Genomic DNA, 21,633 nt, shown 5'->3' with positions numbered 1-21,633 from the left:
CCCGCCCCGGCCGATTTGGCGAGCATGGGCGGGTCTGAACACCCCAGGACCCCATGTCGCGCGTACTGACCATCGAGGACGATGCCATCACTGCCCAGGAAATCGTGGCGGAGCTGGGCAGCCATGGCCTGCAGGTGGACTGGGTGGCCGATGGGCGCGAAGGCCTGGTGCGCGCGGCCAGCGGCGAGTACGACGCCATTACCCTGGACCGCATGCTGCCGGGGTTGGACGGCCTGGCGATCGTGACCACCCTGCGCCGCATCGGCGTGAACACCCCGGTACTGATGCTCAGTGCGCTGTCGGACGTGGATGAGCGGGTGCGCGGCCTGCGTGCCGGTGGCGATGACTACCTGACCAAGCCGTTTGCCTCCGATGAAATGGCCGCGCGGGTGGAGGTGCTGCTGCGCCGCCGCCAGCAACCGGCCGGCAACGATATCGCGTTGCGCGTGGGCGACCTGCAGCTGGACCTGCTGGCGCGCACCGCACAGCGCGGTGGCCGCACCCTGAGCCTGCTGCCGACCGAGTTCAAGCTGCTGGAATACCTGATGCGAAATGCTGGCCAGGTGCTGACCCGCATGATGCTGTTCGAGGAAGTGTGGGGTTACCACTTCGACCCGGGCACCAACCTGATCGACGTCCACATCGGCCGGCTGCGGCGCAAGCTCGACCTGCCCGGCGGGCCTTCCATGATCCGCACCGTGCGGGGTTCGGGTTATGTCCTCAGCGAAGCTGTCTGACGGCTGGCGCTCATCCAGCAGCCGCTTGCTGGGCCTGTACAGCCTGCTGTTCGTGGCGTGGTGCAGCGTGCTGCTGGGTGTCCTGTACTGGCGGGTGTCGCATTACCTCGATGACCTGGCGCAGTCGGCGCTGCTGCAGCGTGCGCATCTGTTCGAACACTTCACCGGCGATGCGCTGTGCGAGGCGCTGCGCGAGAACCGCCGGTACGACGTGCACGGCATCGATGCCTATGGTGTCTTCACTGCGGCTGGCATGCCGTTGGCCGGCCCGTTGAAGGCGCTGCCGGCGCAGCTGCCGCTCGATGGTCAGGTGCACCGGGTCAGCGGATTGCCCTTGTCCGATCCGACGGCGGTGGGCAAGCGCGGCTTCGGCCTGGCCATGCCCACCCGCGATGACCGCGTGCTGGTGCTGGTGCGCTACAGCGGGCCCTTGAACGAAGTGAACCATCTGATCCTGGACGCGCTGCTGTGGGGGGTATCGCTGACCCTGCTGCCAGGCCTGCTGGGCTGGCATCTGCTGCGGCGGCGCCCGCTGCGGCGCATCCAGGCGATCGAGCAGGCCACCGCGCGCATCGTTGCCGGTGACTTGGGGCAACGCCTGCCGGTGGCCGATCGCCGCGACGAGCTGGACATGCTGGCGGCCATCGTCAACGCCATGCTGGACCGCATCGAGCAGTTGATGACCGAGGTGAAAGGGGTCTGTGACAACATTGCGCATGACCTGCGCACGCCCCTGACCCGCATGCGCGCGCAGTTGTATCGGCTGCGCCAGCAGCTGGGCGAGGGCGACACGCAGGCCGTGGCGCTGGACCAGGTATTGGATGAAACCGATACGTTGATGGCGCGCTTCCGCGCGCTGCTGCGCATTTCCGAACTGGAGGACCACCAGCGGCGCTCCGGTTTCGTCGAGCTGGCGCCGGAGGCGCTGCTGCAGGAAATCCATGCGTTCTATGCGCCGCTGGCCGAGGAGAAGGGTCAATGGCTGCGGCTGGAAGTGGCGGCGGACCTGCCCAGCGTGGTGGGTGATCGCGGGCTGTTGTTCGAAGCCATCGGCAACCTGCTGGACAACGCGATCCGGTTTTCGCCCGAAGGCGGGCGCGTGCAGTTGTCGGCGCGTGCTGAGGCCGGGGCGACGTGCATCGTGGTGGAAGATTCCGGGCCGGGCATTGCCGAGGCCGAGCGTGAGCTGGTGTTCCAGCGTTTCCACCGCAGCGAGGCCAGCCAGGGCGGCGGCTTCGGTCTGGGGCTGTCGATCGTGGCGGCCATCGCCGGCCTGCACGGTTTCCGGCTGGGGGTAGCGCAGTCGCCACTGGGCGGCGCCAGCTTCAGCCTGCTGTGCCGGCCGCAGGTGTTGTAGGAGGAGGTGTTTATGCAGGGCTTGCAGCCCTGCACCCGCTCCATGCAACGGCAACTTCAAAAGCTGGGGATCCGTGGGGTGGCGGGGCGGTGTCGGAGTGCGGGGACGCCGCAAGTACGTCCGTGTAGGCTTGGCAGCCGCATCCATGCGGCTGACACGCCGCACTCCGACACCGCCCCGCCTCTGACAGATTCCCGCGATCTGTCGGAATGGCGTTCTGCCCTGGTGGGTGTCGACCTTGGTCGACACGGTAGATCCACGCCATGCGTGGATTGATTCATTCGATACCTGAAAAATTGTGTCGACCAAGGTCGACACCTACCAACAGCCGCGGGAATCTGTCAGGGGCGGGGTGGGGTGGGTGGGCAGGACCGCAGGCGCCATGGATGGCGCCTACGAGCCTACAGGGACGTACTTGCGGCGTGTCCTGCCCACCCACACCTCCCCGCCACCCCACGGAATGCTGCTTTTGACGTTGCTTCAGTCGAGCACGGCTCGACTCTACAGGGGTGCAGGGCGCAGCCCTGCCGAACACCCCTTTCATGAAATATGTTTCATGCGCGGCACAGCCTTGTTTTAGGCGCCAGCACGGATACTTCACGGCCTGCGCTGCCCGCGGTGGGCAGTGGCACTGTTGGAGAGCTGCATGCTCGGCTTGGTCAGGACCGCGCTCAACAAGCCTTACACCTTCGTGGTGATGGCCATTTTCATCTGCATCGTCGGCCCGCTCAGCGCGCTGCGCACGCCCACCGATGTGTTTCCCGATATCGGCATTCCGGTCGTGGCCGTAGTCTGGCAGTACACCGGCCTGTCGCCCGATGCGATGGCCGGGCGCGTGATCTCGCCCTACGAGCGCGCGCTCAGCACCACCGTCAACGATATCGAGCACATCGAATCGCAGTCGCTGGCCGGCATGGGCGTGGTCAAAGTGTTCTTCCAGCCGGGCGTGGATATCCGCACGGCCAATGCGCAGATCACCGCCATCTCGCAGACCATCGTCAAGCAGATGCCGGCCGGCATGACCCCGCCGCTGATCCTCAACTACAGCGCCTCCACCGTGCCGGTGCTGCAGATGGCGTTCTCCAGCCCCACGCTGGGCGAATCGCAGATCCGCGACCTGGCGCAGAACAGCGTGCGCCCACCGCTCACCTCCATTGCCGGCCTGGCTATTCCCGCGCCCTACGGCGGCAAGCAGCGGCAGATCACCCTGGACCTGGATCCGCAGGCGCTGGCCGCCAAGGGCCTGTCGGCGCAGGACGTGGGCAACGCACTGGCGGCGCAGAACCAGATCACCCCGGTGGGTACGGCCAAGCTGGGCAGCAACGAGTTCACCGTGCTGCTCAACAACAGTCCCACCGACATCCAGGCGCTGAATGATCTGCCGATCCGCACGGTGAACGGTGCAGTGGTGACCATCGGCCAGGTGGCGCACGTGCGCGACGGCTCACCGCCGCAGACCAACATCGTGCGGGTGAACGGCGGTCATTCGGTGTTGATGGCCGCCCTGAAGAACGGCGATGCATCCACGCTCACCCTCGTCAGCCGCATCCGCGACATGTTGCCGCAGATCAGCGAGACCCTGCCGCCGTCCCTGAAGATTTCGCTGTTGGGCGATGCCTCCACCTTCGTGCGCGAATCGATCGGCAGCGTGGCCCGCGAGGGCATCATTGCCGCACTGCTGACCAGCGTGATGATCCTGGTGTTCCTGGGCAGCTGGCGCTCGACGGTGATCATCGCCGCGTCCATTCCGCTGGCGGTGCTGTCGGCCATCGCGCTGCTGTCGGCGGCGGGGCAGACACTGAACGTGATGACCCTGGGTGGCTTGGCGCTGGCGGTGGGCATCCTGGTGGACGATGCGACGGTCACCATCGAAAACGTAAACTGGCACCTGGAGCAGGGCAAGGGCGTGCGCGAGGCGATCCTGGACGGCGCCGCGCAGATCGTCGGCCCGGCGTTCGTGTCGCTGCTGTGCATCTGCATCGTGTTCGTGCCGATGTTCCTGCTGGACGGCATTGCCGGCTATCTGTTCCGGCCGATGGCGCTGGCGGTGATTTTCGCCATGGCCAGTTCGTTCGTGCTGTCGCGCACCTTGGTGCCGACCATGGCGCTGTACCTACTGAAGCCGCACCGGGTGGAAGGGGGCGTGGGTCACCACCCCGAGGATGCCTTCCTGAACCACCATGAGGGCGACCACCCGCAGCATCGCCGCGCACGTCTGGCGGCGATGCTGGTGCGCTGGCAGCAGCGCTTCGAGGCCGGGTTCTCCGCCGTGCGCGACCGGTATCACGCGGTGCTGGGACTGGCCTTGGCCAACCGCCGACGCTTCCTGTTCGGCTTCATGGCCTGCGTGCTGCTGTCCTTCGCGCTGCTGCCCACCCTGGGCCAGGACTTCTTCCCGGCCACCGAAGCCAGTGCATTGTCGCTGCACGTGCGGCTGCCGCTGGGCACGCGCATCGAGGAAACCGCAGCGGCCTTCGACCGCATCGAAGCGCGCATCCGGCAGGTGGTGCCGCCGCACGAGATCGACGCCATCGTCGACAACCTGGGCCTGCCGATGACCGGCATCAACATGGCCTACAGCGCCAGCGGCACCATCGGGCCGCAGGACGGTGACATCCAGGTCTCGCTGAAGCCGGGCCATGGCGATGCTGCTGCGTATGAAAAGCGCCTGCGCGAAGTACTGCCGTCGGCCTTCCCCGGCACCAGCTTTGCTTTCCTGCCGGCCGATACCAGCAGCCAGATCCTGAACTTCGGTTCGCCCGCGCCGCTGGATGTACGCATTGCCGGGCCCGATGCCGCCGGCAACCGCGCCTATGCGCAGGAACTGCAGCGCCGCCTGCGGCATGTGCCGGGGCTCGTGGATCTGCGCCTGCAGCAGCCCGACGGCTACCCGACGCTGCAGGTGGACGTGGATCGCCTGCGTGCCAACGGGCTGGGCATTACCGAACGCGATGTGACCAACAGCATGGTGGCCTCGCTGGCCGGTAGCGGGCAGGTGGCGCCCACGTTCTGGCTCAGCCCGAAGAACGGCATCTCCTACAGCGTGGTGGCCGCCACCCCGCAGTACCGCATGGACAGCCTGGCCGCGCTGCAGGCACTGCCGGTGACCGGCAGCAGTGGCACGCCGCAGGTACTGGGCGGCCTGGCGCAGATCCAGCGCGGTTCCAGCTCGGCGGTGGTCAGCCACTACAACGTGCAGCCCACGCTGGACCTGTACGCCAGCGTGCAGGGCCGCGATCTGGGTGCCGTGGCGGCCGACGTGCAGCATGTGATCGATGGCATGGCCGGCCAACGCCCGCGGGGCACCCAGGTCGGCCTGCATGGCCAGATCGATGCGCTGCATGTGGCCTTCACTGGCCTGGGCTACGGCCTGCTGGCCGCGATCGTGCTGATCTACCTGCTGATCGTCATCAACTTCCAGTCCTGGACCGATCCGTTCGTGATCATCACCGCGTTGCCCGCCGGCCTGGCCGGTGTGGTGTGGATGCTGTTCCTGACCCACACCACGCTGTCGGTGCCGGCATTGACCGGGGCCATCCTGTGCATGGGCGTGGCCACGGCCAATTCGATCCTGGTGGTCAGCTTCTGCCGCGAGCGACTGGCCGAGCATGGCGATGCCGCCAAGGCCGCGCTGGAAGCAGGCTTCACCCGTTTCCGCCCGGTGTGCATGACCGCCCTGGCGATGATTCTGGGCATGCTGCCGACCGCACTGTCCACCGAACAGAACGCGCCGCTGGGCCGCGCTGTGATCGGCGGCCTGCTGCTGGCGACCTGCGCCACCCTGTTGTTCGTGCCGGTGGTGTTTGCCCTGGCCCATTCCCGCAAGTCCGAAACCGCCCCCGCCGGAGAGCCCCTGCATGTCTGATGCTTCCTTGCCGCAGGCGCCGCTGCGCCGCCGTCTGATCCTGGGGGCTGCCACTGCCGTGGCGGTCGTGGCCGCTGGCCTGGCGCTGCGTGCGCAGCAGGCCCATGCGGTGGGCGAATGGACCGAACAGCAGGCCGTACCGGCCGTGCAGGTGGTCACCGCCGGTGCGCAGGGCGAAGCGGGCACGCTGACCTTGCCGGCGCATCTGGGGGCTTGGACCGAGGCGCCGATCCATGCCCGCGTGGGCGGCTACCTGAAATCCTGGAACGCCGATATCGGCCAGTCGGTGAAGGCCGGCCAGGTGCTGGCGGTGATCGACAGCCCGGAACTGGACCAGCAGATTGCACAGGCGCATGCGCACCTGTTGCAGGCGCAGGCGGATGCAGCGTTGGCCAAGGTCAGTGCCGAGCGCTGGCAGGGCATGCTGGGCAGCCACTCGGTATCGCGCCAGGAAGCCGATGAGAAGCAGGCCAATGCCGTGGCCGCGCAGGCCAGCGTGGAAGCGGCGCAGGCCGACTATGCGCGGCTGCAGGAACTGGGGCGCTACCGCACGCTGCGCGCGCCCTTCGACGGCACCGTTACCGCGCGCCTGACCGACGTGGGCCAGTTGATCCGCGCCGATGACAGTGGCCGCGAGCTGTTCAACATTGCCGATACCCGCCGCCTGCGGCTGATGGTGCCGGTGCCGCAGAACAGTGCGGCCAGCATCCAGCCGGGACTGCAGGCCACGCTGCAGGTACCGGGTCTGGCCGGCCGCCATTTCACCGCCACGTTGCAGGGTGATTCCAGCGCGATCGACCGCAGCTCGGGCACGCTGCTGGCGCAGTTCGTAGTGGACAACGCCGACGGTGCCCTGCTGCCCGGCAGCTATGCCGAGGTGACCCTGCCGCTGCAGGGCGGCGCCGACGGCGTAAGCGTACCGGCCGACGTGCTGATCTTCCGTGCCAAGGGCACCCAGGTGGCGGTGCTGGATGCGCACGACGTGGTGCATCTGCGTGACATCCATATCGCCAGCGACCTGGGCAGCACGCTGCGCATCGACCACGGCCTGAAGGCCGGCGAGCGGCTGATTCCGAACCCACCCGATGCGTTGCGCGAGGGCGATCACGTGCGCGTGGTGGCCGCGGCAAAGGAGCCTGCCCATGCGCGCGGTTGAGACCGGCGTCGCCGCGTCGCTGGCGCTGCTGCTGGCCGGGTGTTCGCTGGCGCCGACCTACCGGGTGCCTGCGGTGCAGGTGCCGCTGGCGTACGAGCAGCCGACCGCTGCTGCGGCGCAGCCGGCACTGGCGCAGGACTGGTGGCGGGCATTCAACGACCCCGTGCTGGACCGGTTGCAGGTGCAGTTGCGCCAGGCCAACCCGAACCTGGCGCTGGCCGTGGCGCACTACGATGCCGCGCGCGCCGCCGCAGGCGAGACGGCCTCCGCACGCGCACCCCAGGTCGGCTTCAGCACCGGCCCGATGCGCCAGCGGCAGTCCGACGACAAGCCGCTGCGCAGTGCCACCCAGCCAGCGGTGTATGACAGCAATGCGGCCACGTTCTCGCTGTCCTTCGATCTGGATCTGTGGGGCCGGCTGCGCAACGCGGCGGCGGCCGGGCATGCGCGCGCGCAGGCCAGTGCAGATGACCTGGCCGCGGCACGGCTCAGCCTGTCCCAGCAGTTGACCGCCACCTACCTGCAACTGCGCAACACCGAGGCGCAGCAGGCCATCCTGCGCGACAGCATCGACGACTACCAGCAGGCGCTGCGCCTGACCCAGGACCGCTTCCAGGGCGAGATCGCGTCGGAACTGGATGTGGCGCGCGCACGCCATCAGCTGGCCAGTGCGCAGGCCGATCTGGATGCGCTGCAGGTGCACCAGGCCATGCTGCGGCACGCGCTGGCCGAACTGGTGGGGGCGCCGGCCAGTGGCTTCAGCGTGGGGCCGATGGCACAGGCACCGATCCTGCCGCAGGTGCCCGCCGATCTGCCCAGCGCCCTGCTGCAGCAGCGCCCGGACATTGCCGCTGCCGAGCGCCGGGTGTTCGCTGCCAACGCTGGCATCGGCGTGGCGCGCGCGGCATGGTTCCCGCAGCTGAGCCTGACCGGCCTGTTCGGTGGCCAGACCTCGGGCAGCAGCGCGCTGCTGGATGCCGGCAACCGCTACTGGGCGCTGGGCCCGCTGGCGGCATTGCCGGTGTTCGACGGCGGCCGGCGCAAGGCCGCCAAAGCCGAGGCCTATGCCGAATTCGATGCGGCCTCGGCGCAGTACCGGGCCACGGTGCTGGCGGCGATCCGTCAGGTGGAGGACCAGCTGGTGCAGCTGCACGGACTGGCCGACCAGCGCGGCCACGAGGAAGAGGCCGTGCAGGCCGCCCGCCGTACCGAGCAGATCGCCCGTGACCGCTACGCCGGTGGCGCGGTGAGCTATCTGGACGTGGTGACTGCGCAGACTGACGCGCGGCAGGCGCAACTGGGGCTGCAGGACATCCAGGGCCGCCAGCTGCAGGCCAGCGCCGCCCTGATGGCCGCCCTGGGTGGGGGCTGGTCGGTAGTGGCAGACACGCGCGAGTGAGGGTGTCTCAACCTGTGAGAGGGCGGGGCGGAACAATGCCGTCATCGCAGTTCTCACGGGAGTACGGCATGAATGCTTGGATCGGCAACACCATCGGCGCCTACGCGCCGGCTTTCATTGGCTGGGTGCTGGCGCTGGCCGGTTGGCTGCGGCTGGAACAGCTGCGCATCGATCCGCAGGCCCAGGCGCTGGTGCCGGTGCTGCAATGGGGCGTGGTGAGTGCGCTACTGGTCACGTTGGGGTGCATCGTGGCGGCCAGCGCGATGCTGGCCCGGCGCAGCCGTTCGTAGCGTCGAGCTTGCTCGACGGTTTTTCCTGGGGCAGTCGAGCAAGCTCGACTCTACGGAGCGGGACGTCGAGCACGCTCGACGCCACGGTCACGCGGCCCTCAGCGCAGCAGCGGCGCGGTATCAACCAGCTGCACGTCGTGCATCTGGTCCAGGTAGGCCTCGTAGTACCACTTGTGTGACGCACCGACGATGGCCAGCATGCGCGTGCCGGGGTACTGGCCCAGTACGTCGCGGATGTTGGCGACCATGCGCAGGTTGCGGGTTTCCCAGTAGCCCAGGTAATTGCGGCCGAAACCCTGCGGCGACGGTTCGACCAGCGTTGCGCCGAAGTCGCTGTCATAGACCAGCTTGGCGGTAGCCGGATCATTGTCGTTGCGGTAGATCGCCATCAGCCCGTCAGGCGCTGCGACATCGGCGTACAGGCGGTCGTAGGCCGCCCGCCGTGTTGCCCCGGCGGAGGTGTTCCATGCCGCGCGGATCGCCTTGGCGTAGTCCTTCTGCAGTGCCTGCGGGGTAGGGGCATCGGCGGTATGGTCGTCCACCGACCACAGTCGCTCCAGGCCCAGGCGTGCGGCCAGTTCGGCGGCGACCAGACTGACTTCGTCCTTGCGCGCCGCACGGGCGTCCAGGAATTCGACCAGTTCCGCGGTCAGGCTGTCGCCCGCGCGTCGCTCGGCGGTGGGCAGGCGCAGCCACTGCACGATGGCCGAACCGCGCTCGCCTGCGGCCAGGAACACGGCGGCCAGGTGGCGACGCTGTGCCGGCGTCGGCGCCTTCGGCCAGTCCGCCAGCAGGCGCTCCATCTCGGCATTCGCAGTGGGAACATCCATGCCTGTGGCGGCTTGCGCCGGAGCGGTGTCGACGCAGTAGCTCTTGACGCTGTCGGCATAGCGGGTGGGATTGCGACGCATGAAGTCGCACTGCAGGCCGGACACGTTCTCAACCGCGATGGCGGTGGGCTGCCAGGCCTGCAGGCGCCCCAGCAGCGGCTCCAGCTGCGCAGGCTTGAATGCCTCCGGCAGGCCGGACAGATGCGGGCTGCCCAGCACCAGCACTTCGTTCACCCGTCCGGCGGGCGGACCCTTCAATTGATCGGGGCGGAACGAGGGGCGATAGCGCCCGTCGTCGGCAGCGGCCAGGGCACTGGCACCGCACAGTGACAACAGGGCAAGACAACGGAGCGGTCGCAGCATTTAGTTTCCTTGCATGAGGTGGCTTCCGTGGAAGTGCACAGCCTGCCAGTGCATGCGCGCACGCATATCTCCCGAAGGTCATGTAAACCTTGTGGCGCTGGCATGCATCGCAGGTTCAAGGGGTGTGCGCGACACTGCCGTTGTAGAGTCGAGCTTGCTCGACTGCTTTTTCCAGGACAGTCGAGCAAGCTCGACTCTACGAAGCGGACAGTCGAGCAAGCTCGACTCTACCGGGCAGGTTGTCGGGCACGCTCGACGTGGGTGACGCACAAGAAGGAAGCATCTGAATGGAAGCAGCCATTCCCATCGCAATGGTCGGTGCCCTGCTGGGTACTCTGGTCGGTTTCATCGGCCCGGTTCGCTGGCCCTGGCAGTTGCTGCGGTTGGCACCGCTGCTGGTGCTGCCGGGCGCGTTGTACATCCTGCAGCACACCAGCTGGATTCTGGGTGGGGGCGGGCCGTGGGTGAACGCTGCCCTGCTGGCCCTGATTGGCGCGGCGGGCTACCTGCCGTCGGTGCTGGCGGTGGCCGTGCTGCGCTGGGCGATCTGGCGCCGGGGCTGAACCGAGGCCGCAAGAAAGTCCTCAAGGCCCGGCAATGGCGGCCGATATCCAGACTGCCTCCCTTGCCGGAGGCGCTTGCTGCCGCTCCGCGCCATCGCTCGAGTGACGCCGCCCCCAGGTGTCTGCAGGTTCCAGGCAATCGATGTTCCCGTGGGCATTCCGCCCATGGGCCGCACCGCTCACGGAAACCAAGGAACAGACCATGCTCATGCCAGGCTTCACCGCGGGCGCGCAGGCGCCGGCTGAAACACCGTCCCGTTGGTCCTTCTGGCGCGCCCTGCAGGGGCGTCTGGCTGGGCAGGGCGGCACTGCCGCTTCCGAGACCGCGGCCGAGCGCGAACGCGCCGACATGGCGGCCCAGGTCGCGGCACTGCACCGGGTGCAGGCGGTCATCGAGTTCGCGCTGGACGGCACCATCCTGCAGGCCAACGACAACTTCCTGCAGGCGGTGGGTTACACCGAAGATGAGATCCGCGGCAAGCACCATTCCCTGTTCGTAGACCCCGAACACGCCCGCAGCGCCGAGTACCGGGCGTTCTGGGCACGCCTGGGGCAGGGCGAATTCGACGCGGGCCAGTACCGCCGTTTCGGCAAGGGGGGCCGCGAGATCTGGATCCAGGCCTCGTACAACCCGGTGCTGGACCGCTTCGGGCGACCGGTGAAAGTGGTGAAGTTCGCCACTGACATCACCGCGCAGAAGCAGCAGGCCGCCGAGCTGGCCGGGCAGCTGGCGGCGATCGACAAATCACAGGCGGTGATCGAGTTCAGCATGGACGGGCGGATCCTGACCGCCAACGCGAACTTCCTGGCCGCCACCGGCTACACGCTGGACGAGGTGAAGGGGCAGCACCACTCGCTGTTCGTCGAACCGGAGTACCGGGCCAGCCCGGCCTACCAGCAGTTCTGGGAAAAGCTGGGGCGCGGCGAATACGATGCAGGCCAGTACCGGCGGCTGGGCAAGAACGGCCGCGAGGTGTGGATCCAGGCCAGCTACAACCCGATCCTGGACGTGAACGGCCGACCGCTGAAGGTCGTGAAGTACGCCACCGACATCACCGCGCAGATGCACGAAAGCCAGGCCATGCGGCAGGCCGTGGCGCAGACCCGCGAAGTTGTTGCGGCGGCCAAGCTGGGCGATCTGACCGGGCGCATTCCGCTGGACGGCAAGCGTGGCCCGGTGGCCGAGCTGTGCGAGGGCGTGAACGCGCTGGTGGAGACCATGGCCGGCATCATCGGCCAGATCAAGTTCGCCGCCGACACCATTGCCGTGGGCGCCAGCGAGATTGCGCTGGGCAACAGCGACCTGTCGCAGCGCACCGAACAGCAGGCCGCATCGCTGGAAGAAACGGCCGTTTCGATGAAGGGGCTGGCCGACACCGTTCAGCGCACCGCCGGCAATGCCCGCCAGGCCAGCACGCTGGCCGGCGGCGCGGCCGAAGTAGCTGCACGCGGTGGCAGCGTGGTGCATGAGGTGGTGTCCACGATGGCCGTCATCAACGCGTCGTCGCGGCGCATCGTCGACATCATCGGGGTGATCGACGGCATTGCCTTCCAGACCAACATTCTGGCCCTGAACGCCGCGGTGGAAGCCGCGCGCGCTGGCGAGCATGGGCGTGGCTTTGCCGTGGTGGCCACCGAGATCCGTGAGCTGTCGCAGCGCTCGGCCAGCGCAGCCAAGGAGATCAAGCGATTGATCGACGAATCGGTGGCCAATGTCGGCGCCGGTACCGCCCAGGTGGAAAGCGCCGGGCGCACCATGGACGAGATCGTGCGCGACGTGCGCCGGGTGAGCGATCTGATGGCCGACATCAGCAGCGCCGCGCAGCAGCAGAGCGACGACATCCAGCAGATGAACCAGGCCGTGGACCTGATCGACCAGGGCACGCAGCAGAATGCTGCGCTGGTGGAAGAGGCGTCGGCGGCGGCGCGCAGCATGGAAGAGCAGTCTGCGCAGCTGCTGCAGACCGTGGCCGGGTTCCGGGTAGAGGCCGGGGCAGGGCACGGGCCTGCCGGGCATGCGCCGGTGCTGCGGGTGGTGTGAGCGCTCGGCAGGCCCAGAAACGCCAAAGGCCAGGTCGATGACCTGGCCTTTGATGCGTTGGTGCCGGTGAAAGGACTCGAACCTTCATGGGGTTACCCCCGGCTGATTTTGAGTCAGCTGCGTATACCATTCCGCCACACCGGCAGCAGCGGGCTAGTGTAACCGAGCCCGACGGCTGTTCATAGAGGGAGCCGGAAACTGAGACGATCCCCCCGTAATTTGTCGGTAACGGCACTGTGATGGCTATACTGCACCGGCTTAACACGTGCCGGAGCAAGAGCCCATGTCAGCGTTGCAGGACCTTCGGGTGCTGGTGGTCGAGAACGACGAAATGAGCGCCTCGCTGCTGCAGATGCAGTTGGAACAGTTCGGCGCCGAAGTGATCGGTGTGGCCGCTTCGGTGGCCGATGCGCTGCGTCTGCTGGCCGCCCAACGCCCGGACGTGGTGCTGCTGGATTACCGCCTGGCCCGCAACGAAACCAGCGAACCGGTGGCGACGGCCCTGGTCGAGGCAGGCGTACCGTTTGTGCTGGCCACCGGCATGAGTGCTGCGCAGTTGCCGGCCGCGATGGGCGCCGGCGTGCTGCTGGTCAAGCCTTACCTGTCCATTGATCTGTGTACCGCGCTGCAGCGTGCGGTGGGGCGATCCAGTCAGGCGGCCTCTTCGTACACGTAGTGGATGTCCTCGCGGTCGTCCAGGATCGCGTACTGCAGCCCCAGCTGGTCCGGATCCGGATTCAGCCAATCATCCAGATGTTCGGCCCGGATCGGCACCACGCCGCGGTCGTGGCCGGCGGCTGCCACGTCGGTCGGCGGCGCATCGGTAATGGTGGCAAACGATAGCAGGCGGCCTTCGGGCCCTTCCCATTCCGCCCACAGGCAGGCCAGCAGCAGGTCGCGCGGCGGGTCGGGGCGGAATTCGAGGATCACGTCCTGTTCCTTCTCGTCGCTGCCCAGCTGTCGCCCGGCGATGGCATGGCGCGGTACGTGCTCGTAGAACGCGCGCACCATCACCACCCCGTGGCGAAGGCCGAAGGCGCCGCGCCAGTAGCCCTCCAGGCTGTCGCGTCGCGCGTTGTAGGTACCCGGATAGAGCACGTCGTTGCGCGCCGGTTTGTCCGGAAGGCGGCATTGATAGCGCATCGGCTTGATCACCCGCTGGCCGTTCTCGCTGACCATGACCGGCGCGTAGGTGCCGGGGAAGATGCGGTTGTCGCGCGGCAGCAGCTGCACGCGGTGCAGATCATCCAGGCGCGCCTGCGCACGCTCGATGCGGTTGCCGGCCACGCGCAGGTCGTTGCGGGCCTTCTGCGTGGGACGGGTGGCCAGCGTGGCGGCGGCAATGTCGCGGCGCTCGCTCTGTTTCACCAGCTCGGCCTGCAGCGCCTGCTGTTCTTCGGCGTGCCATTGCTGGATCTTCGCCACGATGTCGCGGCCCTGCTCAGTGCGTGCGCCGGCAAAGCCATCGTCCATGGCCTTGGGGGTCTTGGGCCGCTTCTTGCCGGGATCGTGCGCGTACAGTTCGGCGAACTCCTCCAGCGACAGCACGGCGCCGTATTCACGGACAAGCTTGGCGTAGTCGGCGCGGATCAGGGCGGAATAGCACATGCGGGCGTGGCCGGTGGAGGTCGCAGCGGCTGCGACGGGAGTGCGGCAGGATAGCCGGACAATCCGGGAGAACGTGTATGAATGCTGCAAGCAACTGCCAGTTCCGCGACGCGGTGCCCACGGTGGAAGACTACTGCCAACTGCGGGCCCTGGCTGGGTTGAGTGCCAAGACGCGTGAGGCCGCCGAGCGTGCGCTGCCCAATACGGTGTTCGGGGTGTGCGCCTACCAGGGCAGTGAACTGGTGGCGATGGGCCGGATCATTGGTGACGGCGGCTGCCATCTGCAGGTGTGCGACATCGCGGTGCTGCCGCGGCTGCAGGGGCAGGGGCTGGGCAAGCAGGTGATGGCGCGGCTGGATGACTGGATGCGGGCCAATCTGCCGCCATCGGCATACGTGAGCCTGCTTGCCGATGGCGAGGCGCACCGCCTGTACGCGCAGTTCGGGTTCGCACCCACCGCGCCGGCATCGATCGGCATGTACCGGCGGTTTTGAGTTCAAGGCGGTGAGGCATCTGCCAGGATCGCAGGCGAAAAAAAAACCGGCCGAAGCCGGGTTTTTCAAAGAATTGGCGTCCCCACGGGGATTCGAACCCCGGTCGCCACCGTGAAAGGGTGATGTCCTAGGCCTCTAGACGATGGGGACGCACGAAAACTTCAAGTTGTAGAACTTCGACGGCCTAATGTCGAAGTGGTGGAGCCAAGCGGGATCGAACCGCTGACCTCCTGCATGCCATGCAGGCGCTCTCCCAGCTGAGCTATGGCCCCAATGAAACCGCGGATGATCTGCCGGGAGCAGAGTCCGTTTTGAAACTGGCGTCCCCACGGGGATTCGAACCCCGGTCGCCACCGTGAAAGGGTGATGTCCTAGGCCTCTAGACGATGGGGACGCACGAAAAACTTCAAGTTGTAGAACCTTCGACGGCCTAATGTCGAAAGTGGTGGAGCCAAGCGGGATCGAACCGCTGACCTCCTGCATGCCATGCAGGCGCTCTCCCAGCTGAGCTATGGCCCCGTGTTACCGAGCCGCCTATCTTACCAACGTATTCACCTTTGTGGAAGCTTTTTTTTTCGCTTTCTTCGTTGGGGTTCCGTCAGGCCACGAGGGCCGGGGATCCACAACGCCACAACCTGAACGCCGGTGGGCGGTGAACAAAAAAGACCCGGTTATCGGCCGGGTCCTCGTTGTTCATGATGAGTTGGCGTCCCCACGGGGATTCGAACCCCGGTCGCCACCGTGAAAGGGTGATGTCCTAGGCCTCTAGACGATGGGGACGCAGATCTCATCAATGTTCTTTGCGACCTTTCGACGGCCTAATGCCGAAAGTTTGGTGGAGCCAAGCGGGATCGAACCGCTGACCTCCTGCATGCCATGCAGGCGCTCTCCCAGCTGAGCTATGGCCCCACGTCGCTGAGGAGCGAAATAATAGCTGTGCCCCCGGGGGTTGGCAAGCGTTTGTTGCACTTTTCTTCACGTCGTTTGCGACGCCCGTGTCAGCCACCCGGCATACGCTGTGCGCGCAGGCGCAGCGCGTTGCTGATCACCGAAACCGAACTCAGGCTCATCGCCACCGCAGCCAGCATTGGCGACAGCGAAATGCCCCAGGGCACCAGCACACCGGCGGCCACCGGAATGCCCAGGCCGTTGTAGAGGAAGGCGAAGCCCAGGTTCTGCCGCATGTTGCGCACGGCTGCACGCGACAACTGGCGCGCACGCAGGATGCCGCGCAGATCACCCTTCACCAGCGTGACCTGTGCACTGGACATGGCCACATCGGTGCCGGTGCCCATGGCAATGCCGACGGCGGCGCTGGCCAGGGCCGGCGCGTCGTTGATGCCATCGCCGGCCATCGCCACCGTGCGGCCCTGCGCCTGCAGCTGCTCCACCAGTGCGGCCTTGTCAGCCGGGCGCGTTTCGCCGTGTACCTCGTCCAGGCCCAGCGTGCTGGCCACGGCCTGTGCGGTCAGCAGGCCATCGCCGGTGGCCATGATGATGCGCAGGCCATCCTGGCGCAGCGCCGCGATCGCTTCGGCCGTGGTGGGCTTGATCGGATCGGCCACCGACAGCAGGCCGGCCAGCTGCCCGTCCGCCGCCAGGTACATCACGCTGGCACCGCGTCGGCGCAGTGCGTCGGCGGTGTCCTGCAGCGGCGTCACGTCGATGCCGTGTTCGTCCATCAGGGCGGTGTTGCCCAGCCACAGCTGGCGCCCCTCAACGCGTCCGACGACACCGAGCCCGGTGATCGAATCAAAGTCCTGCACGGGCAGCAGTTCCATCGTGCGCAGGCGTGCTTCGGCCACGATGGCGGCGGCCAGCGGATGTTCGCTGCCCTGGTCCAGGCTGGCGGCCCAGTGCAGCACCTGGTCGGGCGCATGGCCGTCGGTGGCATGCACCGTATCGAACGCCGGGCGACCTTCGGTAAGGGTGCCGGTCTTGTCCACCACCAGCGTATCGACCTTCACCAGGGCCTCGATGGCCTCGGCGTCGCGGAACAGCACACCGTGCTGCGCAGCCCGACCGGTGGCCACCATGATCGACATGGGTGTGGCCAGGCCCAGCGCACAGGGGCAGGCAATGATCAGCACCGCCACCGCACTCAGCACGCCATGGGTCCACGACGGTTCCGGGCCAAACAGACCCCAGCCGAACAGCGTCAATACGGCCACCGCCAGCACCGCCAGCACGAACCAATAGGCAACCTTGTCCGCCATGCGCTGCATCGGCGCGCGTGAGCGCTGTGCCTGCGCCACCAGCTGCACGATCTGCGCCAGCATGCTGTCATCGCCCACACGCTCGGCCTCGATCACCAGCGCGCCCGAGCCGTTCAACGTGGCGCCGATCACACTGTCACCCGCCTGCTTGCCGACGGGCACCGGTTCGCCTGTCAGCATCGATTCGTCCAGCGTGGAACGACCTTCCAGCACGCGGCCATCCACCGGCACCTTCTCGCCTGGGCGAACGCGCAGGCGGTCGCCGGCCTTCACAGCGCTCAATTCCACGTCGTGTTCGCTGCCATCGGCGTCGATGCGCCGCGCGGTCTTCGGTGCCAGCCCCAGCAGCGCCTTGATCGCCGCCGAGGTGCGGGCACGGGCACGCAGTTCCATCAACTGGCCCAGCAGGGTGAGCGAAATGATCACTGCCGCCGCTTCGAAGTACACGCCCACGTGCCCATGCTGCTGGAACGAGGGCGGGAACAGGCCCGGGGCCACGGTGGCGACCACGCTGTAGCCATAGGCCGCGATCACGCCGGTGCCGATCAAGGTCCACATGTTCGGGCTGCGGTTGCGGATCGACTGCGCCCAGCGCTGCAGGAACGGCCAACCGGCCCACAGCACCACCGGCGTGGCCAGCGCGCCTTCGATCCATACCCGCATGGTGGGCGACAGCGCGTGCAGCAGGGGCGTCATGGCCAGCATCGCCAGCGCCATGGTCGCCACGCTCAACGGCAGCGACACCCAGAAGCGGCGGCGGAAGTCGGTCAGCTCCGGGTTCTCGCCGTCATCCAGGCTGGGCATCATCGGTTCCAGCGCCATGCCGCAGATCGGGCAGGTACCGGGGCCTTCCTGCACGATTTCCGGATCCATCGGGCAGGTGTACAGCGTGCCCGCCGGCACCGGGGGCGCGACATGCGAAGCCGGGTCCAGATAGCGCTGCGGATCGGCCAGGAACTTCTGCCGGCAGCCGCCGCTGCAGAAGTGGTAGGCCGTGCCCTGGTGCTGGGCGTGGTGTGGGGTGGTGGCGGGGTCGACGTCCATGCCGCAGACCAGGTCCTTCACCGTGCTGGCGGTCTTCTTCGAGCCGCCGCAGCAACTGGCCTTGGCCGCGGTCGCGCCGTGGTCGTGCGCGGGGCCGGTATGCGTGCTGTTCATGCGTTGTCCTCGGTCAGCGCGGCCAGGATCGGGCACTGTTCAAGCGCGCCGTGGCCCGGGCAGGCATCCACCAGCTGTGACAGCGCCGCCTGCATGCGTTGCAGTTCGACCATGCGCTGTTCGATATCGGCCAGCCGCGCCCGTGCGGTATCGCGCACGCTGCCCATGTCCTGCGCATGGCGGTCGCTCAGCGCCAGCAGCTCGGCGACTTCTTCCAGGCTGAACCCCAGCGCCTTGGCGCGGCGGATGAAGCGCAGCCGGCGAAGGTCCTGCTGGCCGAAGATGCGATAGCCGCCGGCCGACCGCGCTGCGGTGGGCAGCAGGTGCTGCCGCTCGTAATAGCGGACGGTGTCGATCGGCACGCCTGCTTCGCGTGCCAGTTGCCCGATGTTCATGGCGCACTCCCGTGGAATCTGCAGCCATTGTGAACCCTTGAGTCTGGTCCAGAGTCAAGGGTTGTGAACGGAAGCCGCTCGTTCAGGGATATTTGCAACTTTCTTCATAGCCCCCGCTCCGGGGCGGTTTCTACCCTTCGTCTGCACCGGCCGCTGGATGGCCTGAACGAACGGAGGAAGGGCTGTGGACGCACTCAATAGCGAAGGATTCGTGGAGGTTGCAGTGGTGGAGTACCCGGGCGGTGACCCCTCGGCGGCGTCCGTCCTTTCCGAGATGGCGCATGTTGCCAATCGCCTGGCCCAGCAGAAGAAGCGCCCCTTCCCGCGGGTGCTGATCACGCGGTGGATCGTGCCGGCCAGCAACAGCGGTGTGCATCGGCTGGCGGGTGCGGACATGCTGGATGCGGCCATTCCTGCGGTCATCGCCTTGCCGACCCTGGTCAGCCCCGGGGCCGCGCTGCGTACCGAAGATGTGCTGCTGGACTGGCTGCGGGCACATTACGACGGTGGCAGCCTGCTGGCGGCCGCCGGCGATGGCGTGGGCGTGCTGGCCCGTGCCGGGCTGCTGGCCGGGCGCACGGTGTCCGGTCCCGACCTGAGCCGCTACCCGGGCCTGCAGGGCCAGCCGTCCAGCTGGGCGCCCAGTGAGCGCGCGCTGGTGGATGATGGCGATGTGTTGACGGTGGGCGGCAGCCAGGCCTGGCGTTTCATGGGGCTGCGCCTGCTGTACCGGCTGCATGGGCAGGGCGTGGCCAGCGAGGTGGCCGCACAGCTGGGCATCAGCGTGCCGGTGGCGATCCAGCAGGATCTGGAACGTTTCAGTGCGAACTTCGCCCATGGCGACCGTGATGTGCTGAAGGCGCAACGCTGGCTGCACACGACCGCAGCGCGGGGCGCCACACTCACCAGCATCTGTGAAATGTCCGGGCTGGAGCCGCGCACCCTGCAGCGACGTTTCCTGAAGGCCACCGGCCTGCGCCCGATTGAATATTGCCAGCGGCTGCGCATTGCCAAGGCGCAGGCCATGCTGCAACAGGGCGCCAGCATTGATGAGGTCGCCTGGGGCGTGGGCTATGCCGACCAGAGCGCGTTCCGCCGCCTGTTCCTGCGCATCATCGGGATGACACCGGCCAACTATCGGCGCCACGTGAGCTGCAACAAGCAGCGCGAGCGTGCCGCGGTGGCTGCGGCTACGGCCACCGTGCGCGGGCTGCGGCCATCGCCGGAACTGCAGATGCGGCGCGATGCCGCCTGACCCGCAACCAGGCCGCCCCTTGCCTTTGCAGCGGGCGGCTTTGAACATGCAGTGTGCTGTGATGGATTGAGTGGGCGTATGTCGAGTGTAGGGCCGGTGCCGATGCCGGTGATTCTGATCGTGTTGGCCTTGTTGGCGGCCATGGGCCTGGCGCGGCTGTGGCCGCGCGCCACGGCCGGCGATGCAGCGCCGTCGCCTGCCAGCGTGGTGCTGGACATGCTGCTGCTGGGCCTGCTGTGTGGGCGGTTGGCGTTCGTCGTGCTGAACTTCGAACTGTATGGGCCGTCACCGTGGTCGGTGTTGCAGATTGCCGATGGTGGCTACTCGCTGCCCGTGGCGCTGCTGTCAGGCGCTGGCTGGGGGCTGTGGGCGCTGCGCCGGCATCCGCGCCTGCGCCTGCCTGTGTTCAGCAGTGCGGCCCTGGGTGTGTTGTTGTGGGCGGGCGGCGGTATGGCGCTGTCGCAGTGGCGGGCCGCACACATGCCGCTGCCAGCGGTGCAGACGGTGGATCTGCACGGGCAGCCACAGGCGCTGCAGCAGTTCCAGGGGCGCCCGCTGGTGCTGAACCTGTGGGCGACCTGGTGCGGCCCGTGCCGGCGCGAGATGCCGGTCCTGGCCCAGGCGCAGCAGGCCAATCCACAGATCCAGTTCGCCTTCGTCAACCAGGGCGAAACCACCGGGGACGTGCAGGCATTCCTGTCCGCCAATGGTCTGGCGCTGGATAACGTGCTGCTGGATGAAGCGTCCGGGGCGTCCACGGTGCTGGGGGTGAAGGCGTACCCGTCCACGCTGTTCTTCGATGCGCAAGGACGCCTGCAGGAGCTGCACCTGGGTGAACTGACCGCTGCCGGCCTTGAACACAAACTGCGCCGGCTGCGGTAGCCTGCCCCGGCATTTCATTCCGGAGTTCCCATGCTGTCCATTTCCCCGCGCGTTGCGCACAAGGCCCTGATCCTGCCGGCATTGCTGGCCTTGGCTGCCTGCAGCCAGGCGCAGACCCCGCCGGACAAGGCGGGGGCCCAGCCCGCGGCGACCGCAGCCGCCGCAGCCAAGGGCGATCGCCCGGCGGTGCTGCAGGGCATCGAGAAGCACGGCTTCCAGGTCGTAGCCGAGTTCGATGCGCCCGGTGGCCTGCGTGGCTTTGCCGGCGTGGTCAATGGCCAGCAGCCGGCGGCCGCTTACGTGACGGCCGATGGCAAGAACGTGCTGGTCGGCAGCCTGTTCGATGCGCAGGGCAACGAAGTGGCCGCCGACAAGGTGGAAAAGCTGGTGGCCGGCCCGATGTCCGAACGCATCTGGAAGGATCTGGAAGGCAGCGCCTGGGTGCGCGATGGCAAGGCCGACGCGCCGCGTGTGGTGTACACCTTCAGTGATGCCAACTGCCCGTACTGCCACAAGTTCTGGGAAGCGGCACGGCCGTGGGTGGATACCGGCAAGGTGCAGCTGCGCCACGTGCTGGTGGGCGTGATCCGTGAGGACAGCCCGGCCAAGGCCGCGGCCATCCTGTCCGCGCGTGACCCCAGCGCGGCACTGCTGCAGAACGAACACCAGTTCGAGCAGGGCGGGATCAAGCCGGTGGCCACGATCAGCCCCGAACTGGCCGGCAAGCTCAATGCCAACCAGGAACTGATGATCAAGCTGGGCTTCCAGGGCACGCCGGGCATCCTGTTCCAGGATGCGCAGGGCCAGGTGCAGCGTCGCTCGGGCATGCCGCAGGGTACCGATCTGCAGACGGTGCTGGGCCCGCGCTGACGGCGCCGGGACGTGTGCCGACGCGGTTCGGCACACGTCGGTAGTGCTGTCGCATTCTGCGACATGGCGGCTGTGCGGACGGCGCAGTGGCCTCGCCGGTGTCACCGATGAAGCGTGACCTGGTTCAACAATTCTGCCTTGATTCTGGTCAAGG

General features: G+C 67.5%; 17 protein-coding genes and 7 tRNA genes. 13 read left to right on the top strand and 11 right to left on the bottom strand.

What is annotated here, in order from left to right:
- Positions 1-53 precede the first annotated feature (53 nt).
- The 6 genes from C1932_RS11445 to C1932_RS11415 all read left to right on the top strand — a co-directional run bounded on the left by C1932_RS11445 (position 54) and on the right by C1932_RS11415 (position 8,804).
- On the top strand, positions 54-737 hold the full coding sequence (locus C1932_RS11445) for a response regulator transcription factor (RefSeq protein ID WP_108762248.1): 684 nt from the start codon (positions 54-56) through the stop codon (positions 735-737).
- Entirely contained in the window at positions 715-2,094 is a 1,380-nt protein-coding gene (locus C1932_RS11440) for an ATP-binding protein (RefSeq protein WP_108762247.1), read from the top strand. The genes C1932_RS11445 and C1932_RS11440 overlap by 23 nt, the downstream gene beginning before the upstream one ends.
- A gap of 646 nt (positions 2,095-2,740) precedes the next feature.
- Positions 2,741-5,959, top strand: coding sequence for an efflux RND transporter permease subunit (locus C1932_RS11430; protein ID WP_108762246.1), 3,219 nt, complete (start codon positions 2,741-2,743; stop codon positions 5,957-5,959).
- Positions 5,952-7,115, top strand: a complete 1,164-nt coding sequence (locus C1932_RS11425; RefSeq protein ID WP_108762245.1) for an efflux RND transporter periplasmic adaptor subunit — start codon at positions 5,952-5,954, stop codon at positions 7,113-7,115. The genes C1932_RS11430 and C1932_RS11425 overlap by 8 nt, the downstream gene beginning before the upstream one ends.
- Positions 7,102-8,514, top strand: a complete 1,413-nt coding sequence (locus C1932_RS11420; protein ID WP_108762244.1) for an efflux transporter outer membrane subunit — start codon at positions 7,102-7,104, stop codon at positions 8,512-8,514. Before C1932_RS11425 ends, C1932_RS11420 begins: the two co-directional genes overlap by 14 nt.
- A gap of 68 nt (positions 8,515-8,582) precedes the next feature.
- Positions 8,583-8,804 carry a hypothetical protein gene (locus C1932_RS11415; RefSeq protein WP_108762243.1) on the top strand — a complete coding sequence of 74 codons (222 nt, stop codon included), beginning with the start codon at positions 8,583-8,585 and terminating at the stop codon, positions 8,802-8,804.
- 98 nt (positions 8,805-8,902) lie between these two features.
- Here C1932_RS11415 and C1932_RS11410 read toward each other — a convergent pair whose 3' ends face one another.
- The gene (locus tag C1932_RS11410; protein WP_108762242.1) at positions 8,903-9,997 is read right to left on the bottom strand and encodes a DUF5694 domain-containing protein; all 1,095 of its coding nucleotides are present in this window, start codon (positions 9,995-9,997) and stop codon (positions 8,903-8,905) included.
- A 287-nt stretch (positions 9,998-10,284) separates the two neighbouring features.
- Here C1932_RS11410 and C1932_RS11405 point away from each other — a divergent pair, with 287 nt between their 5' ends.
- Positions 10,285-10,560 carry a hypothetical protein gene (locus C1932_RS11405; protein WP_108762241.1) on the top strand — a complete coding sequence of 92 codons (276 nt, stop codon included), beginning with the start codon at positions 10,285-10,287 and terminating at the stop codon, positions 10,558-10,560.
- 202 nt (positions 10,561-10,762) lie between these two features.
- Positions 10,763-12,601 carry a methyl-accepting chemotaxis protein gene (locus tag C1932_RS11400; protein WP_108763428.1) on the top strand — a complete coding sequence of 613 codons (1,839 nt, stop codon included), beginning with the start codon at positions 10,763-10,765 and terminating at the stop codon, positions 12,599-12,601.
- Positions 12,602-12,659: 58 nt separating this feature from the next.
- Here the strand turns inward: C1932_RS11400 and C1932_RS11395 are convergent.
- Positions 12,660-12,745, bottom strand: a tRNA-Leu gene (locus C1932_RS11395).
- A 139-nt stretch (positions 12,746-12,884) separates the two neighbouring features.
- Here C1932_RS11395 and C1932_RS11390 point away from each other — a divergent pair.
- Positions 12,885-13,277 carry a response regulator gene (locus C1932_RS11390; RefSeq protein WP_108753364.1) on the top strand — a complete coding sequence of 131 codons (393 nt, stop codon included), beginning with the start codon at positions 12,885-12,887 and terminating at the stop codon, positions 13,275-13,277.
- Here C1932_RS11390 and C1932_RS11385 read toward each other — a convergent pair.
- Positions 13,253-14,209: an SOS response-associated peptidase family protein gene (locus C1932_RS11385; RefSeq protein WP_108753363.1), complete on the bottom strand. Its 957-nt coding sequence runs from the start codon at positions 14,207-14,209 to the stop codon at positions 13,253-13,255. The genes C1932_RS11390 and C1932_RS11385 overlap by 25 nt on opposite strands.
- Before the next feature lie 77 nt (positions 14,210-14,286).
- Here C1932_RS11385 and C1932_RS11380 point away from each other — a divergent pair, with 77 nt between their 5' ends.
- Positions 14,287-14,703, top strand: a complete 417-nt coding sequence (locus C1932_RS11380) for a GNAT family N-acetyltransferase (protein ID WP_108753362.1) — start codon at positions 14,287-14,289, stop codon at positions 14,701-14,703.
- 74 nt (positions 14,704-14,777) lie between these two features.
- Here the strand turns inward: C1932_RS11380 and C1932_RS11375 are convergent.
- From C1932_RS11375 to C1932_RS11340, 8 genes are all read right to left on the bottom strand, one after another.
- Positions 14,778-14,853: transfer RNA gene (locus C1932_RS11375), tRNA-Glu, on the bottom strand.
- A gap of 46 nt (positions 14,854-14,899) precedes the next feature.
- A tRNA-Ala gene (locus tag C1932_RS11370) sits at positions 14,900-14,975 on the bottom strand.
- A 46-nt stretch (positions 14,976-15,021) separates the two neighbouring features.
- Positions 15,022-15,097, bottom strand: a tRNA-Glu gene (locus C1932_RS11365).
- 49 nt (positions 15,098-15,146) lie between these two features.
- Positions 15,147-15,222, bottom strand: a tRNA-Ala gene (locus tag C1932_RS11360).
- A 185-nt stretch (positions 15,223-15,407) separates the two neighbouring features.
- Positions 15,408-15,483 (bottom strand) — tRNA-Glu (locus C1932_RS11355).
- Positions 15,484-15,536: 53 nt separating this feature from the next.
- Positions 15,537-15,612, bottom strand: a tRNA-Ala gene (locus C1932_RS11350).
- A gap of 89 nt (positions 15,613-15,701) precedes the next feature.
- Positions 15,702-18,077 (bottom strand): heavy metal translocating P-type ATPase, encoded by a 2,376-nt coding sequence (locus C1932_RS11345; protein ID WP_108762240.1) that lies wholly within the window; start codon positions 18,075-18,077, stop codon positions 15,702-15,704.
- A complete protein-coding gene (locus C1932_RS11340; RefSeq protein WP_108753360.1) occupies positions 18,074-18,472 on the bottom strand; it encodes a heavy metal-responsive transcriptional regulator in 399 nt (132 codons plus the stop codon). The genes C1932_RS11345 and C1932_RS11340 overlap by 4 nt, the downstream gene beginning before the upstream one ends.
- Positions 18,473-18,656: 184 nt before the next feature.
- Between C1932_RS11340 and C1932_RS11335 the strand changes: the two genes are divergently transcribed.
- The 3 genes from C1932_RS11335 (at position 18,657) to dsbG (ending at position 21,479) form a co-directional block, all read left to right on the top strand.
- The gene (locus tag C1932_RS11335) at positions 18,657-19,727 is read left to right on the top strand and encodes a helix-turn-helix domain-containing protein (RefSeq protein WP_108762239.1); all 1,071 of its coding nucleotides are present in this window, start codon (positions 18,657-18,659) and stop codon (positions 19,725-19,727) included.
- 78 nt (positions 19,728-19,805) lie between these two features.
- Entirely contained in the window at positions 19,806-20,609 is an 804-nt protein-coding gene (locus C1932_RS11330; RefSeq protein ID WP_108762238.1) for a TlpA disulfide reductase family protein, read from the top strand.
- Between the two features lie 30 nt (positions 20,610-20,639).
- Positions 20,640-21,479 (top strand): thiol:disulfide interchange protein DsbG, encoded by an 840-nt coding sequence (dsbG, locus tag C1932_RS11325; protein ID WP_108762237.1) that lies wholly within the window; start codon positions 20,640-20,642, stop codon positions 21,477-21,479.
- Positions 21,480-21,633 lie beyond the last annotated feature (154 nt).

The organism is Stenotrophomonas sp. YAU14D1_LEIMI4_1 (assembly GCF_003086815.1).
In the GTDB taxonomy this organism is placed as follows: domain Bacteria; phylum Pseudomonadota; class Gammaproteobacteria; order Xanthomonadales; family Xanthomonadaceae; genus Stenotrophomonas.
Note: the sequence above shows the minus strand (reverse complement) of the source record. Positions and strands in the feature narration are given on the sequence as shown.

Excerpts from the sequence above, each read along its gene's own strand:
- C1932_RS11445 (WP_108762248.1), top strand. The coding sequence starts at position 54 with ATGTCGCGCGTACTGACCATCGAGGACGATGCCATCACTGCCCAGGAA.
- C1932_RS11440 (WP_108762247.1), top strand. The coding sequence starts at position 715 with ATGTCCTCAGCGAAGCTGTCTGACGGCTGGCGCTCATCCAGCAGCCGC.
- C1932_RS11430 (WP_108762246.1), top strand. The coding sequence starts at position 2,741 with ATGCTCGGCTTGGTCAGGACCGCGCTCAACAAGCCTTACACCTTCGTG.
- C1932_RS11425 (WP_108762245.1), top strand. The coding sequence starts at position 5,952 with ATGTCTGATGCTTCCTTGCCGCAGGCGCCGCTGCGCCGCCGTCTGATC.
- C1932_RS11420 (WP_108762244.1), top strand. The coding sequence starts at position 7,102 with ATGCGCGCGGTTGAGACCGGCGTCGCCGCGTCGCTGGCGCTGCTGCTG.
- C1932_RS11415 (WP_108762243.1), top strand. The coding sequence starts at position 8,583 with ATGAATGCTTGGATCGGCAACACCATCGGCGCCTACGCGCCGGCTTTC.
- C1932_RS11410 (WP_108762242.1), bottom strand. The coding sequence starts at position 9,997 with ATGCTGCGACCGCTCCGTTGTCTTGCCCTGTTGTCACTGTGCGGTGCC.
- C1932_RS11405 (WP_108762241.1), top strand. The coding sequence starts at position 10,285 with ATGGAAGCAGCCATTCCCATCGCAATGGTCGGTGCCCTGCTGGGTACT.
- C1932_RS11400 (WP_108763428.1), top strand. The coding sequence starts at position 10,763 with ATGCTCATGCCAGGCTTCACCGCGGGCGCGCAGGCGCCGGCTGAAACA.
- C1932_RS11390 (WP_108753364.1), top strand. The coding sequence starts at position 12,885 with ATGTCAGCGTTGCAGGACCTTCGGGTGCTGGTGGTCGAGAACGACGAA.
- C1932_RS11385 (WP_108753363.1), bottom strand. The coding sequence starts at position 14,209 with ATGTGCTATTCCGCCCTGATCCGCGCCGACTACGCCAAGCTTGTCCGT.
- C1932_RS11380 (WP_108753362.1), top strand. The coding sequence starts at position 14,287 with ATGAATGCTGCAAGCAACTGCCAGTTCCGCGACGCGGTGCCCACGGTG.
- C1932_RS11345 (WP_108762240.1), bottom strand. The coding sequence starts at position 18,077 with ATGAACAGCACGCATACCGGCCCCGCGCACGACCACGGCGCGACCGCG.
- C1932_RS11340 (WP_108753360.1), bottom strand. The coding sequence starts at position 18,472 with ATGAACATCGGGCAACTGGCACGCGAAGCAGGCGTGCCGATCGACACC.
- C1932_RS11330 (WP_108762238.1), top strand. The coding sequence starts at position 19,806 with ATGTCGAGTGTAGGGCCGGTGCCGATGCCGGTGATTCTGATCGTGTTG.
- dsbG (WP_108762237.1), top strand. The coding sequence starts at position 20,640 with ATGCTGTCCATTTCCCCGCGCGTTGCGCACAAGGCCCTGATCCTGCCG.